1 protein-coding gene is annotated in these 19,816 nt (G+C 48.9%); it reads left to right on the forward strand.

Features of this window, described 5'->3' with window-relative positions; translation table 11 throughout:
- The first annotated feature begins 178 nt into the window (after window positions 1-178).
- On the forward strand, window positions 179-19,429 hold the full coding sequence (locus R7E47_RS03250) for a tandem-95 repeat protein (RefSeq protein ID WP_318083715.1): 19,251 nt from the start codon (window positions 179-181) through the stop codon (window positions 19,427-19,429).
- Window positions 19,430-19,816 lie beyond the last annotated feature (387 nt).

The raw sequence follows: 19,816 nt of genomic DNA on the forward strand, positions 1-19,816 counted from the left end.
CCGCACTAATTGCTTTAATGACAACAAGTAAGGATCTTTATACTGGGTTTTCAAATTTTTTTGTTTTTATGGAACTCGAAAGGTATGAAAAAAGTTGTATAAAAAAGTTGGTTTCTAAAAATGGTGTCCTTTACTGCCTCTAAATACGATCAGTTAGCTAAAAGCAACGGAGGCTGTAATGGCAGGCGACACTAATCAAGAAAAAGACAATGAAAAGCTTAACGATGCGGTAGAGCAAACAGAAACGAAGGATACGGGGACAAAAGAAGAAAAACAGCAGTCGACCGTCTCTTCGACTGTAGCGACTGGTGCTGAAAGTGCAGATGCTGTTGATGAAGCCAATCGTGCGATGGAAGAAAATCCTAGTGGCGCGGGTACGGAAGAAGAAGCAGTGAGCTCGGGTGGCGCAGTTCAAGAAGAGGATACTGAAAGTAGCAGCGACTCTGACGCTGCACAATCCAATGTTGTTGATAGTGTAGCTTCTAGCGGAGAATCAGGTGACGAGGCTCTGGGCAGCGGTGGTTCGGATTCTGGGGCGGGTGCCCAAGCGGTCGGTGGTGGTGATGCCTCTGGCTCTGAAGGTGGTTCGGACGCAGAAGGCAATGAAGCGCAAGGACAAGCGGTACAAACTTCATCTGCGCCAAGTGCTTCTTCAGACTCTGAAGGTTCTCAAGGTGGTGACGAGCTAGATTCAGAAACCACTGAAGAGAGCTTCGCGGTGGATGTACAAGACACCAGCGAAGAAACCACGACGCAAGTAGAAGACGCTTTCGACTCCGAAACTACGAGCGAGACGTTCCAAATTAAAGTCGAAGGTGAAAATGACGCGCCAGAAGTAGGGCAAGATCTGGCATACATCATGGATGAAGATGGCACTATTACCTTCACTCAAGAACAACTTCTCGGGTACGCGAGTGATGTTGATGGCGATGATCTTGCCGCATTTAACGTGCAAGTGGGTGCTAATGCATCCGTTGTGGATAATGGTGATGGCACTTATACCGTCACACCTGAAGCTGATTTTAATGGTGAACTCGACTTAACGTTTGATATCAGTGATGGTCAAGAAACCGTTTCAAGTTCTATCGATTTAACCGTTCGTCCAATCAATGACGCACCAGTGCCTGAAGATAAAACCTTTGAGGTGGAAGAGGACGGCACGCTGATCTTCACCGATGCTGACCTGCTTGCTGGCGCAACGGATATTGAAGGCGACAACCTAACCGTTGAGGGTGTGAGCTACGATGGTGGCGACGGCATCCTGACCGATAACGGTAATGGGACTTACACTTTCGCGCCAAATGAAAACTTCAATGGCGATGTGAACTTCAGCTTTGATGTGTCCGACGGTACAGATACGGTTTCTGCCAACATTGATGTAAGCGTCACACCAGTCGATGACGCACCAGTATCTGGCAATCTTGCTTACTCGGTGGATGAAGATGGCTCGATTCGTTTGAGCCAAGAGCAGTTGTTGTCGCAAGCTTCCGATGTGGAAGGCGATGCACTGACGGCGTCTAACCTTTCGGTAGATGGCAATGCGACGGTGACTCAAAATGACGATGGTAGCTTCACCATCACGCCGGACGCAGATTTCAATGGTGATATCGACATCAGCTTCGATATCTCAGATGGCACGAATACTGTTCAAGCAACCGCTGACCTAACCGTTAACCCAATCAACGATTTACCTGTTCCTCAAGACCAGCAGTTTAGCGTGGAAGAAGACGGCACGCTGATCTTCACCGATGCTGAACTGCTTGCTGGCGCAACGGATATTGAGGGCGATAACCTAACAGTTGAAGGTGTGAGTTACGATGGTGGCGACGGCATCCTGACCGACAACGGTAATGGGACTTACACTTTTGCGCCAAATGAAAACTTCAATGGTGACGTAAACTTCAGCTTTGATGTGTCCGACGGTACAGATACGGTTTCTGCCAACATTGATGTAAGCGTCACACCAGTCGATGACGCACCAGTATCTGGCAATCTTGCTTACTCGGTGGATGAAGATGGCTCGATTCGTTTGAGCCAAGAGCAGTTGTTGTCGCAAGCTTCCGATGTGGAAGGCGATGCACTGACGGCGTCTAACCTTTCGGTAGATGGCAATGCGACGGTGACTCAAAATGACGATGGTAGTTTCACTATCACGCCAGACGCAGATTTTAATGGTGATATCGACATCAGCTTCGATATCTCAGATGGCACGAATACCGTTCAAGCAACCGCTGACCTAACCGTTAATCCAATCAACGATCTGCCTGTTCCTCAAGACCAACAATTCAGTGTGGAAGAGGACGGCACGCTGCAATTTACCGATGCGGATCTGCTTGCAGGTGCGACCGACATTGAAGGCGATGACCTTTCTGTAACGGGAATCAGTTACGAAGGAACCGACGGCGTTCTAACTGACAATGGCGATGGCACATATAGCTTTGCGCCAAATGAGAACTTCAACGGCGATGTGAACTTCAGCTTTGACGTATCTGATGGCACAGATACAGTTTCAGCGAATGTAGATGTGAGCGTTACGCCGCTGAATGATCCTCCTGTGGCTGGTTCAACGTCTTACACGGTTCACGAAGACAACTCTATTACCATTTCTGACGCGCAACTGTTGGCAAATTCTTCGGATTTAGAAGGGGATGTCTCGATTGATAGCGTGAGCTACTCTGGCAGCGATGGTGTGTTGCAAATCAATGGAGACGGTACGTACACTTTCTCTCCAAATGAAAACTTTAATGGTGAAGTGACGCTTGATGTTGTCGTCACTGATGAAGAAGGCGCAACGGATGTCACCACTGCTGGCATTACAGTACTGGAAGTGAACGATCCACCAGTCGCAGGACCAACTTCTTACACCATTGATGAAGATTCAGTTCTGACCTTTAGTGAGTCGCAAGTGCTGTTGAATGCCTCTGATGTGGAAGGCGATGTAGAGCTTGTTGGCATTAGTTACGATGGTCCGGATGGTATTTTCACTGTTAACGATGATGGCACGTGCAGCTTCGCGCCAAACGAGAACTTTAACGGACAAGTTCAACTTGATGTGACCATTCGAGATGAAGATGGGGCAGAAGTTGATACCGTCATTAATGTGAATGTATTGCCAATCAATGATGCGCCAGTATCGGGTGATTTGGCTTACAGCGTTGATGAAGACGGTGCGATTACACTCAGCCAAGAACAGCTTCTTTCTCAAGCGTCTGATATTGAGGGAGATGGTCTGACTGCTAGCGATTTGACTGTAGATGGAAACGCAACCGTCACAGCGAACGACGATGGCAGCTTCACGATTACGCCAGATGCGGACTTTAATGGTGACATTGATATCCAATTCAACATTACGGACGGCACAGACACTATCCAAGCAACGGCGGATCTAACGGTTAATCCAGTTAACGATCTTCCTGTTCCTCAAGACCAGCAGTTCAGTGTTGAAGAAGATGGCACGCTTCAGTTTACCGATGCAGACTTGCTTGCTGGCGCGACCGATATCGATGGCGATAACTTAACGGTTGATGGCATTAGCTACACAGGCAGCGATGGTGTGCTGACTGACCACGGTGATGGTACTTACACCTTTGCACCAAATGAAAACTTCAACGGAGACGTCAGCTTTAGTTTTGGTGTTTCTGACGGTACTGAAACCGTACCAGCAAATGTGGACGTGAGCGTCACTCCAGTGAACGATCCTCCGGTTGCGGGTTCTACGTCTTACACGGTTGATGAAGACAACGCGATTACGATTTCCGATGAGCAGCTTCTGGCTAACTCTTCGGATGTGGAAGGCGCAGTGTCCATCGATAGCGTGACCTATTCAGGCACCGATGGCGTATTCCAAGACAACGGTGACGGCACTTACACCTTCATGCCGAATGAGAACTTCAGCGGTGATATCAGCCTTGATGTGATTGTGGCGGATGAGCAAGGTGCGATTGACGAAACGACTGCAGGCATTACCGTCATTGAAGTGAATGACCCTCCAGTTGCCGGTCCAACGTCTTACACGATTGACGAAGATTCAGTACTGACATTCAGTGAGTCACAAATTCTTGCTAACGCATCTGATATCGAGGGCGATGTAGAGCTTGTTGGCATCAGCTATGAAGGCTCGGATGGTATCTTTACCGTCAATGGCGATGGTACTTGTAGCTTTGCACCAAACGAGAACTTCAATGGTCAAGTTCAGTTGGATGTGACCATTCAAGATGAGAATGGGGCAACCGTTGATACGCACATCAATGTCGATGTATTGCCAATCAACGATCCACCAGTATCGGGTGATTTGGCTTACACCATCAACGAAGACAGCTCAATCACGCTAAGCCAAGAGCAGCTGCTTGCCAAAGCGGGCGATATTGATAGCGAGAACCTTGAAGCCATCAATCTATCGACAGATGACAACGCAACGATTCAATACAACGATGATGGCAGTTACACCATCACACCGGATGAAAACTACAACGGCGACCTAGATCTGACCTTCGATATCATTGATAACGATGGTGGCTCGGTACAAGTTGGTCTGGACATTACGGTTAATCCTGTGAATGACTTGCCACAAGCGCAAGATCAACAGTTCACGGTAGAAGAAGATGGCACCTTGCTGTTCACGGATGCAGACCTATTGGAAGGTGCATCGGATATTGATGGCGATGATCTGTCTATCGAAAACGTTCTCTACACAGGTGCAGATGGTGTGCTTATCGACAATGGCGATGGCACCTACAGCTTCGCGCCGAATGAGAACTTCAACGGTGATGTTCAGTTCACTTTCGATGTGTCTGACGGCACAGGTTCAACACCTGCATTTATTGATGTCAGCGTGACACCAGTGAACGATCCACCAGTGGCAGGTTCTACGTCTTACACGGTTCAAGAAGACGGTCAAATCACCATTAGTGACGAGCAGTTGTTAGCCAACTCTTCTGATGTGGAAGGCGATGTAGCCTTGGCGAATGTTAGCTACTCTGGTAACGACGGTAGCTTCGTGGACAATGGCGACGGCACATATACCTTTACGCCAAATGAGAACTTTGACGGTAACATTTCGCTCGACGTTACGGTCATCGACCAAGATGGTGCAACGGATACGACAACCGCAGGCATCGATGTTATCGCGGTGAACGACGCACCTGAAACATCAGGCATTCAAGCTGAAGTGGATGAAGATAATGCCATCACCATTACACAAGAACAGTTGCTTGCGAATGCGACAGATATTGAAGGTGATGACCTTGTTGCCAGCAATCTACAAACCAATGACCCAGATGCGACGATCGTAGCCAATGACGATGGTTCATTCACCATTACGCATACGGAAAACTTTAACGGAGAGTTGGACTTCACTTACAACATCAGCGATGGCGAAAATGATGTTCTGACCACGCTGGATCTGACCGTTAACCCTGTCAACGATGCGCCAGAAGCGGGCGACGAGATATTTATTCAAGCGGAAGAAGACCAAACCGTGGGTGTTTCTCTGCGTGAAGAGCCTGCGTTACGTCTCGACCAAGCCCCTGAAAACGGCATCATTGAAGCGAATCTAAATGACGAATGGGTACAGCTAGAAGTCGGGCAGGAGGTTCCTGCAGACACGGAAGTGCGCTTCATTCCAAATGATGATGCATTGGCGAACGGTACGCATACGAGTCAAATTGGTACCTTTGACGACAACGCTAGCCTCGATGATTGGGGTACTGCTGTTGACCCTTACACACGTGAGTTTGTTGATGGTGATTTGAAAGTTACCGTTCAAAGTAATGATGACCCACTCGGTGCGTGGAATGGTAAAACACACATCGGTCACGGTATTGGCGATACTGACCGCCAAGGCTTGAGCGGTGATGAAAAACTGACTGTGACCGTTGAAGGCCAAGACATCAACGAAATCAGCTTCCACCTAGATGGTCTAGGCGGCTGGTTTATGGAAGAGTCTCGCCACTTTACGGAAGTCGAAATTCGCGCCTTTAACTCTGATGGTGACTTGATCGACTCGATGACTTACCACAAAGAAGATCGTGGTAGCTATGAGACGGATTACACCCTAACGGTGAACGAGCCGGTGTCTTACTTTGAGCTAGGTACGATTCAAGGTAACGGTACATACGTGGTTCAAAACATGACGGTTTCGCAAACTTGTCATGATGAAGCGGTGTTCACATCTATTGGCGTGGACGGCACGGAAATCACGGAAACGGTAGAACTGAATATCCGAGAAGGTGACAGTGAAATCGAACTGACTGCTGATCTGCCAAATGTGACCATCGATACCGAAGGTTCTACGCAGTTTGCCTCTGTGGTTATCACAGAAGAACAGCTTTTAGCACAAGCGAGTGATATCGATAGTGATGTCCTTGATATTCAAAACCTAGAGCTGGTGGGGGATAACGCGGAGCACGCTACGTTAACCGACAACGGCGATGGTACATGGACAGTCACACCAGATGAGAACTTCTACGGTGAGATTGAGCTTGGCTATCAAGTTACGGATGGTGAACTCACCGACGACAACATCATCAACATCAACTTCGAAGCAGTAAACGATGCGCCAATCGTTTCTGGTCCGATTGTGTTGTCGACTGATGAGGATGTGGGCATTACGTTTAGCGCGGATGATTTGCTTGCCAATGCAAGTGACGTGGAAGGCGATGCGCTGTCTATCTCTGATATCTCTTACAGCGGTGACAACGGTGAGCTTGTCGACAATGGCGACGGCACTTACACCTTTATGCCGAATGAAAACTTCAATGGTGAAGTCGACATCGATTACAAAGTCTTCGATGGCACCGATGAAGTCGATACCCATCTAGATCTGACCGTTATTCCAGTCAACGATGTGCCAGTTCCTGGTGCGCCGCTACATACTCAAATGCTAGAAAACGGCACCATCATCATCGAAGCAAAAGACCTGTTATCAGGTGCGACCGATGTGGATGGCGACATTCTGCATATTGAGAATCTGCTGCTTGTTGACCAGTCACAAGGTACGTTGACAGACAACGGCGACAACACCTTTACCTTCGAACCAACTTCGAACTTCTATGGTGAAGTGAACTTGACCTTCGACATCAGCGACGGTCAAGCAAGCGCACCAAGCACTGCGAAGATCGATGTTGAGATCGTCAACGAAGGTCCAGAGGTCAGCGGTCCAGTTGATGCGGTCGTTGATGAAGATGGCTCAATTACCATCACTCAAGAAGACTTGTTAGCGAACGCGACGGACGTGGATGGTGACAACCTTGAAGCGGTGAACCTGTCGACCAACGATCCTAATGCAACCATCGTTGAGAACGCTGATGGTAGCTTCACGATTACACCGAGCGAAAACTTCTTTGGTGAAATCGAATTTACTTATGACGTAACTGACGCGATTGAAACCGTCGCTGCGGATCTAAACCTCACCGTTAACCCAGTGAACGACCTGCCAGATGTACCTGATTTGTCCTTCACCACAGAAGACGGCGAAGCCATCACGGTTACTGAAGCAGAGCTGCTGGCTCAAGCGACGGACATCGAAGGCGATGACTTATCTGTTGTGAACGTGACGAGCTTAAGCGATACGGTTCAAGTGACAGACAATGGCGGTGGCACCTACACGTTAACGCCAGAGCAGGGCTTCTTTGGTAATGTTGACCTCACGTTTGATGTGAGTGATGGCACCGATGTGGTGGCGGCAAACATCGACTTGAAAGTTGAGTTCGTCAACGACGCACCAGAAGCAGCGCCAATCGTGGCAGACGTGGACGAGGATGGCTCTATTCTCGTGACACAAGAAATGCTGCTTGAAAATGCCAGCGATCAAGATGGTGATGACCTATACGCAACGGCACTAGAAACCAATGATCCTAATGCCTCTATCGTGGATAACGGCGACGGCACCTTTACCGTTACGCCTTCACAGAACTTCAACGGAGACATCGAGTTTACTTATGAAGTGAGCGACGGTGAATTGAGTGTTGCCAATGAAATGACATTGACGGTGAACCCAGTCAATGACATTCCAATTGTTGCGCCTGGCATGTACCACATTGAAGAGGATGGCAGCATCCTGTTCACGCAAGAAGATCTGCTAAGTGGCGCGATTGATATTGATGGTGATGACCTAACTGTTACGAGCATTAACTACTCGGGTGATGAAGGTACTGTAACGGACAACGGTGACGGTACATTTAGCTTCGTACCAGAAGAGCACTTCAGTGGTGACTTACAGTTCAGCTTTACGGTTTCTGACGGTACGGATGAAGTTGAGCAAGACATTAATGTCCATGTCGAAGCCGTAGCAGATGCGCCAGACCTAGTCATCACTGATGGCGACGGTCGAAACGTGGATGACCAAGCGATCTTGGTTGAGCCAGGCGGTATTGTTGAAGTGAACATCGCCGCAGCATTGGTTGACCAAGACTTGTCAGAAACGCTGACTGTGACCGTTGATGGTGTTCCAGAAGGTTCGGTGATCAGCTACGACAACGAAGGGGTACTTAACGATCAAGACAACGGTATCACCAGTTTCAATGATACTGAAATCACGGTTACCTTTGAAGGTGAAACCGCGGGTTACCAAAACGCAGCTGGCTATTACAAAGTTGATGAAGACGGCAATATCACGGGCGTTGAAGTGGTGTACGAAAACGCCTCTCAAGTTGGCGGAGGCGGTGACCTCATTCCGGGACAAGATCAGTTCAGCTTCCAAATCTCGGAAGGGGAAAGCTTCAACCTATTCTTGATTCCTAACGGTCATAACTTCAATGACTTTGCGTCCATGCAAGATGGTCAGTACGAGTTCCGTGCAGCAGATGGCTCTCCTGCGAACATGGATACAGTTGACCCACAACTCGTGTTTGTGGGTGCTGATGGTTCTGAAACCGTGATTCAAAGCCAATTTGGTGATGCAGTCTTCCATGGCGGCACAAGCTCAGAGCTCAACCAAGATGGCATTGAACATACTCGAACTACTGTGAACGAAGACGGTGAACTGGTTTACGGCTTTGAAGATCTCTACGGTGGCGGCGATGCCGATTATAGTGACTTCAACTTCACCATTGATGTAGGTGAAGTGAACAGCCAGATCTACAGTGGTGAAGTAACAGTCGGTCCAGATGGTTCTGTAACGCTTCCAACCACAGCAATTGAACAAGAGCTACAGATTCAATTGCCAGAAGACTTTAACCAACAGCTAGAAATCAATGTAACGGCAACGGCGACAGAGCTATCAAATAATGATTCTGAAACCGTTTCTCAAACCATCTACGTCAATGCAACGGGTGCTCACATTGAACATACGCCTGAAGCATTGCCTGTTTCTGCTGTGGTTGAAGAAGATGGTTCAATCCTAATCACGCGAGAAGATTTGCTCGCTAATGCGCGTGACTTGGATGGAGACCAACTGACAGCACTGAACTTGGCAACGGATGATGAAAACATCACCATCACAGACAATGGTGACGGTACTTACACCTTAACGCCAGATGCGGACTTTAATGGTGACATCACCTTTACGTTCGATGTGTCTGACGGCGATGATGTTGTCTCAACCAACCTTGAGTTATTGGTGTCACCAGTTAACGATGCGCCTGAACCACAAGATCAAGCGTTCACCATTGGTGAAGATGGTGTGCTGACCTTTACTGATGCGGATCTCCTAACAGGCGCTACCGATATTGAAGGGGATGACTTATCTGTTGAGGGCGTCACTTACACTGGCGCGGACGGTGTCCTAACCGACAACGGTGACGGCACATACAGCTTCGCTCCAAACGAAAACTTCAATGGCGACGTGAACTTCACCTTCGATGTTTCTGATGGCACGGATACCGTGACCGCGAATATCGATGTGAGTGTTACGCCAGAGAACGATCCACCGGTGGCAGGTAGCACATCTTACACGGTGCATGAAGACAATTCGATCACCATTAGTAACGAACAGCTGTTGGCTAACTCGTCTGATATAGAAGGCGAAGTGGCGATTGATAGCGTCAGCTACAGCGGCACAGATGGTGTGTTCCAAGACAATGGTGACGGTACGTACACCTTCTCGCCAAACGAGAACTTCAATGGTGAAGTGAGCCTAGATGTTGTCGTGGTCGATGAAGACGGTGCGACGGATTCAACTACCGCAGGTATTACAGTACTTGAGGTGAACGATCCACCAATCGCAGGTGCGACCAGCTACTCAGTGAACGAAGACGAAGTCATCACCATTAGCTCTGAACAGCTATTGGCGAACGCTTCTGATGTTGAAGGTGAAGTTGCGATTGATAGCGTCAGCTACAGCGGCTCCGACGGTATCTTTACCGATAACGGTGACGGTACATTCAGCTTCGCACCAAACGCCAACTTCGATGGCGATGTCAGCCTAGATGTTGTGGTTGTTGATGAAGACGGTGCAACTGCGGCAACTAACGCAAACATCGATGTATTGCCAATCAACGATGCGCCAGTATCGGGCAACTTGGCTTACAGTGTCGATGAAGACAATTCAATTACGCTAAGCCAAGAACAGCTTCTTGCTCAAGCATCGGATGTAGAAGGTGACGCGCTAACCGCGACTAACCTAGTGGTTGACGGTGATGCAACGGTCACGGCAAACGATGATGGCAGCTTCACCATCACGCCTGATGCGAACTTCAATGGCGACATTGATATCACGTTCGACATCAACGACGGCACCGACGCTATTGTTGCAACAGCTGACCTGACGGTTAATCCAGTTAACGACCTACCACAGCCAGAAGATCAAGCGTTCACCATTGGTGAAGATGGCGTCTTGTTGTTCACTGATGAGGATCTGCTTGATGGCGCAACAGATATCGATGGCGATGACCTATCGGTTGAAGGCGTGAGCTACACAGGCGCTGATGGTGTTCTAACCGACAATGGTGATGGCACTTACAGCTTCGCGCCAAACGAAAACTTCAATGGCGATGTGAACTTTACCTTCGATGTTTCTGATGGCACGGATACCGTGACCGCAAATATCGATGTAAGCGTGACGCCAGAGAACGATCCACCAGTAGCAGGCAGCACGTCTTACACGGTGCATGAAGACAATTCGATCACCATCAGCGATGAGCAGTTACTAGCGAATTCGTCGGATATTGAAGGCGATGTTTCGGTTGATAGCGTGAGCTACAGTGGCGCAGATGGCGTGTTCCAAGACAATGGCGATGGTACTTACACCTTCTCGCCAAACGAGAACTTCAATGGTGAAGTCAGCCTAGATGTTGTCGTGGTAGACGAAGACGGAGCTACGGATTCAACCACCGCAGGTATCACGGTACTTGAGGTGAACGATCCACCAATCGCCGGCGCGACCAGCTACTCAGTGAACGAAGACGAAGTCATCACCATCAGCTCTGAGCAGCTATTGGCGAATGCTTCTGACGTTGAGGGTGACGTCGCGATTGATAGCGTTAGCTACAGCGGCTCTGACGGTATCTTTACTGACAACGGCGATGGCACATTCAGCTTCGCGCCAAACGAAAACTTCAACGGTGATGTCAGCCTAGATGTTGTCGTGACCGATGAAGATGGTTCAACGGTAGCAACCAATGCAAACATTGATGTATTGCCAGTCAACGATGCTCCAGTATCAGGTGATTTGGCTTACAGCGTGGATGAAGACGGTTCTATCACTCTCAGCCAAGAGCAGCTTCTTGCGCAAGCAGGCGACGTAGATGGCGATGACCTAACCGCAGCGAACCTCACTGTTGACGGCAATGCGACCGTTGTTGCTAACGATGACGGCAGCTTCACTATCACACCAGATGCGGACTTCAATGGCGACATTGATCTGAGCTTCAACATTAAGGACGGCGATGCCACCATTCAAGCCACTGCCGATCTGACTGTGAACCCAGTGAATGACTTGCCAACGGTTGGTCAGCCACAGTTTGTTACGCAAGAAGACACAAGCTTCACCTTCACCGAAGAGCAATTGCTGCAAAATGCAGGTGATATCGATGGTGATAACCTAACGGTTGAAAACGTTGCTTCTGACAGCGGTACGTTAGTCGACAACGGTGACGGCACGTACAACTTCGCACCAAACGAAAACTTCGATGGCAACGTGAACGTGACGTTTGACGTCAACGATGGCACTGCAACGGTTCCTGCTGAAGCGAACATTGATGTTCAATCTGTGGTTGATATGCCAGAGTTGTCGATTGCTTCGGACTTGGTGATTGCCTCTGATAACTTCGAGTCTGGCTCGAACGGTTGGAACGCGAACACTGAAAGCTCTCAAGGCTTCGAAACGGGCGATATGCTGGGTCGTATTGGTGGCACTGGCGGTGATGAAGCGGTCAGCAAAACCTACGAGATCCCAAGCGATGTCAATGAAGTGAACATCTCGTTTAGCTTCTACGAAATCGATTCTTGGGATGGCGAGTCGTTCCAAATCTTTGTCGGCGGCGAACAGCTAACGACGTTAGAGAACTCAGCGTTCCGTACTCAAGATGGCACGACAACGCTTTACGACTCAGACGGTAACGAAGTGGGTGAAGTGATCCACGGAGCCTCTCAACGTGAAGGCTTCAGTGGCTGGAATGACCAAGCTCACCAAATCAATCTGACGGTTCCTGTCGAGGATGGCGAACTACAACTCGGCTTCGGTTCAACCTTGAATCAAGACGTTTGGGATGAATCATTTGGTATCGACAACATCGAAATCACGGTAGCGGATGCGGATTACCAAATTATTGGTACCGAAGATACACCAGTGCCGCTTGATATCGATGCAGCGTTAACCGATACCGATGGTTCAGAAAACCTCGCTATCTTGATTGAAGATGTGCCAGAAGGCAGCTCGCTATCAGCGGGTGTTGATAATGGTGATGGTACTTGGTCACTACAACCAGGCGAGCTAGAAGGACTAGAGTTTATCCCTTCTGCGGACTTCAACGGCGATGTGACGCTAACCGTGAATGCAACCTCTACGGATGTAGATACCGGTACAACGGCGACAGCGACGCAAGATGTGACGATTCATATCTCGCCAACTAATGATGCGCCAGAAGTGACGGGTGACATCAGCGCAGTCACTGCCGAAGACAACAGCATTACGCTGACTCAAGAGCAGTTACTTGAACACGCTGTTGATATCGATGGTGACGATCTAAGTGCAATCAACCTGAGTACCAATGATGAAAATGCAACGGTCGAAATGAACGAGGATGGCAGCTTCACCATTACACCGAGCGAGAACTTCTACGGTGATATCGAGTTCACCTACGATGTGACTGACGGGGAAGAAGTGGTTGCGGCTGGTCTCGACTTATCAGTAACACCAGTTAATGATGCGCCTGAACCACAAGATCAAGCGTTCACAGTGGGTGAGGACGGTCTTCTTACCTTCACTGATGCGGACTTGTTAACAGGTGCGACGGATGTAGAAGGTGACAACCTAACTGTTGAAGGTGTGACTTACACTGGCGCGGACGGTGTCCTAACTGACAATGGCGATGGCACATATAGCTTCGCACCGAATGAGAACTTCAATGGCGATGTGAACTTCACTTTCGATGTGTCAGACGGTACGGATACAACCTCTGCCAACATTGATGTGAGTGTGACGCCAGAGAACGATCCGCCAGTTGCGGGCAGCACGTCTTACACAGTGCATGAAGACAACTCGATCACCATCAGTGATGAGCAACTACTGGCTAATTCGTCTGATATCGAGGGTGATGTTGCGATCAGTAGCGTGAGTTACAGTGGCAACGACGGTGTGCTCGAAATTAATGGCGATGGTACTTACACCTTCTCACCAAACGAAAACTTTACAGGCGATGTTAGCCTTGATGTTGTCGTGGTTGACGAGGACGGCGCGGTTGATACAACAACAGCGGGAATTACCGTTCTTGAAGTGAACGATCCACCAATCGCAGGCGTAACCAGTTACACCATTGATGAAGATGAAGTCATTACCATCAGTGCAGAACAGTTGTTGGCAAACTCTTCCGATATTGAAGGTGAGGTAGCACTAGATAGCGTAAGCTACAGTGGCAGCGAAGGTATCTTTACCGACAATGGTGATGGTACGTTCAGCTTTGCACCAAACCAAAACTTCAATGGTGAAGTGAATCTTGATGTTGTAGTCGTGGACGAAGATGGTGCGACCGCTTCGACGACGGCAAACATTGATGTTCTGCCAATCAATGATGCTCCAGTATCGGGTGACTTGGCTTACAGTGTCGACGAAGACAACTCAATCACGCTAAGCCAAGAACAATTGTTGGCACAAGCAACGGATGTAGAAGGTGATGCACTAACCGCTTCTAACCTAGTGGTTGACGGTGATGCGACGGTTACGGCTAATGACGATGGTAGCTTTACCATTACGCCCGACGCGAACTTCAATGGCGACATTGATATCACGTTTGATATCAGTGATGGTTCTGACACCTTGGTCGCGACGGCAGATCTAACGGTTAATCCAGTTAACGACCTACCACAGCCAGAAGATCAAGCGTTCACCATTGGTGAAGATGGCGTGTTGACCTTTACTGATCAAGACCTGTTGGATGGTGCAACCGATATCGATGGCGATGACCTATCGGTAGAAGGTGTCACATACACTGGCGCGGACGGTGTTCTTACTGACAATGGCGATGGCACATACAGCTTCGCACCGAACGAAAACTTCAATGGCGACGTAAACTTTACCTTCGATGTTTCCGATGGCACGGACACCGTGACCGCGAATATCGATGTGAGTGTGACGCCAGAGAATGATCCACCAGTGGCAGGCAGCACGTCTTACACAGTGCATGAAGATAACTCGATCACCATCAGTGATGAACAGCTACTAGCGAACTCATCGGATATTGAAGGTGATGTATCGATTGATAGCGTGAGCTATAGCGGTAACGATGGTGTGCTGGAAATCAACGGTGATGGCACGTACACCTTCTCGCCAAACGAGAACTTCAATGGCGAAGTGAGCCTAGATGTTGTTGTAATCGACGAAGATGGCGCGACGGATTCAACTACCGCAGGTATCACGGTACTTGAGGTGAACGATCCGCCAATCGCAGGCACAACCAGTTACACCATTGATGAAGATGAAGTCATCACCATCAGTGCAGAACAGTTGTTGGCAAACTCTTCCGATATTGAAGGTGAGGTAGCACTAGATAGCGTGAGCTACAGTGGCAGCGAAGGTATCTTTACCGACAATGGTGATGGTACGTTCAGCTTTGCACCAAACCAAAACTTCAATGGTGAAGTGAATCTTGATGTTGTAGTCGTGGACGAAGATGGTGCGACCGCTTCGACGACGGCAAACATTGATGTTCTGCCAATCAATGATGCTCCAGTATCGGGTGACTTGGCTTACAGTGTCGACGAAGACAACTCAATCACGCTAAGCCAAGAACAATTGTTGGCACAAGCAACGGATGTAGAAGGTGATGCACTAACCGCTTCTAACCTAGTGGTTGACGGTGATGCGACGGTTACGGCTAATGACGATGGTAGCTTTACCATTACGCCTGACGCGAACTTCAATGGCGACATTGATATCACGTTCGATATCAACGATGGCAGCGATACTATCGTTGCAACGGCTGACCTAACGGTTAACCCAGTTAATGACTTACCGCAGCCAGAAGATCAAGCGTTCACTATTGGTGAAGATGGTGTGTTGACCTTCACTGACCAAGATCTGCTTGATGGCGCAACGGATATCGATGGTGATGACCTATCGGTAGAAGGTGTCACTTACACTGGCGCTGATGGTGTCCTAACCGATAACGGTGATGGGACCTACAGCTTTGCTCCAAACGAGAACTTCAATGGTGATGTGAACTTTACCTTCGATGTTTCTGATGGCACGGATACCGTGACCGCGAATATCGATGTGAGTGTGACGCCGGAGAACGATCCACCTGTGGCGGGCAGCACGTCTTACACCGTACATGAAGACAACTCGATCACCATCAGTGACGAGCAACTACTGGCTAATTCGTCGGATATTGAAGGCGACGTAGACATCAGTAGTGTGACTTACAGTGGCAATGATGGCGTCTTCCAAGACAATGGCGATGGTACGTATACCTTCTCTCCAAACGAGAACTTCAATGGCGAGGTTAGCCTAGACGTTGTAGTTGTCGATGAAGAGGGTGCGGCAGACTCAACCACTGCGGGTATTACCGTTCTTGAGGTGAACGATCCACCAATCGCAGGTGCGACAAGTTACTCTGTCAATGAAGACGAAGTCATTATCTTCACGGAAGAGCAACTGCTAGCGCAATCAAGCGATGTGGAAGGCGACGTGAGCCTAGAAAGCGTCTCTTACAGTGGTAGCGACGGCATTCTAACGGCGAATGACGATGGCACTTATAGCTTCGCACCAAATGAAAACTTCAACGGTGGCGTAAGCCTAGACGTAGTAGTGGCTGATGAAGACGGTGCAACTGCGACAACCAACGCGAACATTGATGTATTGCCAGTCAACGATGCTCCGGTATCTGGCGATTTGGCATACAGCGTCGATGAAGACGGTTCAATCACATTGAGTCAAGAGCAGTTACTGGCTCAAGCGGGTGACGTAGACAGCGATAATCTAGAAGCGGTGAACTTAACCGCGGTTGCCAATGCAACCGTTGTTGAGAACCAAGATGGTAGCTTTACGATTACGCCTGATGCGAACTTCAATGGCGATATCGACTTAAGCTTCGACTTGATTGATAACGATGGTGAGAGCGTGGAAGTGGGCGTTGACCTAACGGTGAACCCAGTTAACGATGCGCCGCAATCAACGCCAGTGAATATTGCTGGCACCGAAGATACCACCATTCTTATTACGCAGGACATGTTGCTTGCTAACGCAACAGACATCGACAACACCTACGACGAACTGTCTGCTGTCGACCTAGTGATTGATGAGCAATACGGTGACTTGCTAGACAACGGTGATGGCACTTGGTCATTCACTCCGGCTGAGAACTTCAATGGTGATGTGCCAATGTCGTTCGGTGTCAGCGATGGTGATTTAGTGACGCCGGTTGAAGGCAATCTAAACATCGAAGCGGTTAACGATGCACCAGAAGCGCCAACCATCCAGATGCAAGGCGAAGAAGATGTGGTCATGGTGATTGACCCAGCTTACATCGCTGATCAAGTCACGGATCTTGATGGTGACGAAATCAGCGTAGAAAGCATCACGGTTCGTGCTCCTGCAAACGCGACATTAACTCAGCAGCCAGATGGTATGTACCACTTGGTGACCACTCAAGACTTCAATGGTTTGGTGGAACTGGGCTACACCGCGACGGATGGTGAAGAAGTGGTTGAAGGCTCGTTGAATGTGGATGTTATTCCAGTCAATGATGCTCCATTCAATGTGGGTAATGCGTTTATGGCAACCGACGAAGATGGCGCATTCACCTTCGACGCTGGCGACCTGATGAACTTGTTCGGCGACATCGATACTGAAAACCTAGTCGTATCACGCATTATCACCGCAGAAGGTGAAGATGGTGGTGAGGTAACGGACAACGGTGACGGTACTTGGACATTCACACCGACTGGCGATTTTGCAGGGGTTTCTGACTTGCAAGTTGTGGTAAGTGACGGTGAGTTTGAAACAGTACTTGATGTACCAGTGTTTGTTCGCCCTGTTGCGGATGGCGCAGTCATCACAACCGACCATGATGGTCCGTTAGTCTTCGGTGAGGACGAAACGGGTCACTTAGGCTTGAATGTCGGTCTAATCGACGATTCAGAAACGCTAAGTAACCTAGTGATGACTGGTTTCCCTGTTGGCTTCGAAGTTACGGATGGTGTGAACACCATTACCATCACGGAACCGGGTCAATACATCGACTTGAACGAGTGGGATATCTCAGACCTGCAAATGACGCCTCCGGCTGACTTTAATGGCGAGTTCTTCGTAACCGTGACCGCAACAACGGTGGATTACGGTGACGAGCCAGAAGAGTTCGAAGATGGCATCGATTCAGGTGACTTCGAAACCCTAGCGGGTGAGCCCGTTATCCTAACCGCTGATGACCTAATCGGATTGGCAGAGAACGTAGACGCTGACGCGGGTGATGAAGTGAAATTCGTTCACCTAGCTGATCGCAGCCAAGGTGAGATTGTCGATAACGGTGATGGCACATGGACATTCAATCCAGCACCAGGCTTTACGGGTGAAGCGGATATCGCTTACGTGATTGATAAAGACGGTGTGCTTCATGATGAGCAAACAGGCGTGGTCGTGAAAGAAGACGCACCACAAGAGAATGTTTCACCAGAAATCGACAGCATTTCTACCACAGAAATGGCAGCGGATGGCACCTTGTCGTTCACCAATGACGACATGCTATCGACCTTGAGCGATGCAGAAGGCGACAGCTTGAGCATTGAGTCAGTGAGCCTAATGGAAGGTCAAGGTGTGATAGAGACCGATAACCAAGGTAACTACCAATTCACACCAGCAGAAGGCTACACCGGAGATGTTCAAGTTGGCTTCATTGCAACTGACGGTGAAAACCGCATTGAGAGCTTCTTTAATGTCGACATCCAAGGTGAAGGTGAAACCACAACCAGCGAAGGCTACGCATTGGCTGATGATGGTTCACTAACACTAACGGAAGCACAGTTGATTGATGAGCTTGGCATTAGCCCTTCTGCAGAAGTGTTGGATGTCGCCGATGCGAACGATGCTGGTTTCTTCGCGAAATCAGGTGACGAAGAGTGGACATACTGGCCGAACGATGACTTCGATGGCAATTTGGCTATGGATGTTCAGGTCAACGACAACGGTGAAGTATCGACTCAGAATCTGAGCATCCAAGTTGCGGACGATTCAGCGCAAAGTGACGAGCCACAAATTCAAACTGCTCAAGCATCATCAGAGCAGCAAGTTGGCGAAGCGCAACAGCCTGAAGAGCAAGCAGCAAACGGTGCAGACAGTGAAGAGGAGAGCGCAGCTGATGTGACTGCAGCACCAGGCGATACCATTTCTATCTCGGTTCCAGATGAGGTCAGTGGTAACGAATCGGTGGATTATGCAGAAATGTCCGGTCTACCTGATGGTGCATCAGTAAGCAACGCACTGGATAATGGCGATGGCAGCTTCACATTAAGTGGCAACCTGAACCAACCAGTATCGGTTGACTTACCAGAAGGTTACGAAGGTACGAGCGAAATCCAATTCCAAGGTTACGACGAATTGGGCAGCGCAGTAGAAGGTGCGAGTGGCACAGTTGAAGTTGAAGTCGATGATCAATACACCATGCAAGGTTCTGCTCAAGATCAGCAACCAGATATGGCGGGTATGGAATCTGGCGGCAGCGACTGGACAAGTGCAGGAGGTCAAGATCAAGGTGTTGACTTCACGGATGACTCTGGCAGCTTCGACTCGGATACTCAAACGGGTACTGACCAAGGCAACGATTTCGATCAAAGCTCAATGTAACTAGTCATAGACGAGGGCAGTGTCATTGCTGCCCGGACCAAAGCCATGCAGGTTCTACTTGCATGGCTTTTTTGTTGGTCTTCTTTCTATGAGCTCTAGAAAAAAACTTGGAAATTGAAAAAAGTATTCTTAGCTAGTTTATACCCAAGTAACCTCGAGATGTTAGGTTCAGCGAGAATGGCTTGGTTTGTAGACGCGGCGGCGATTTAAAGGTCTAGTGGGTCTAAATCAAGAATCGACAACAAAGTATACAAACCAAGACAGCTCGCCCTTCGGGAGCGTGTCATTGACTCGGCTTCTGTGTCAAACAACTTGGAAAGAGCTGACTATTACGCTGCGTTGTTTTCCTTGACCCCGAATCAATGACAACGCTCTGAATCCTGCATC

Source organism: Vibrio sp. Vb1026 (genome assembly GCF_033338745.1).
GTDB lineage: Bacteria > Pseudomonadota > Gammaproteobacteria > Enterobacterales > Vibrionaceae > Vibrio > Vibrio alginolyticus.

What these genes read in the sequence shown, in the direction of transcription:
- R7E47_RS03250 (WP_318083715.1), top strand. Translation starts at nt 179, where the DNA reads ATGGCAGGCGACACTAATCAAGAAAAAGACAATGAAAAGCTTAACGAT.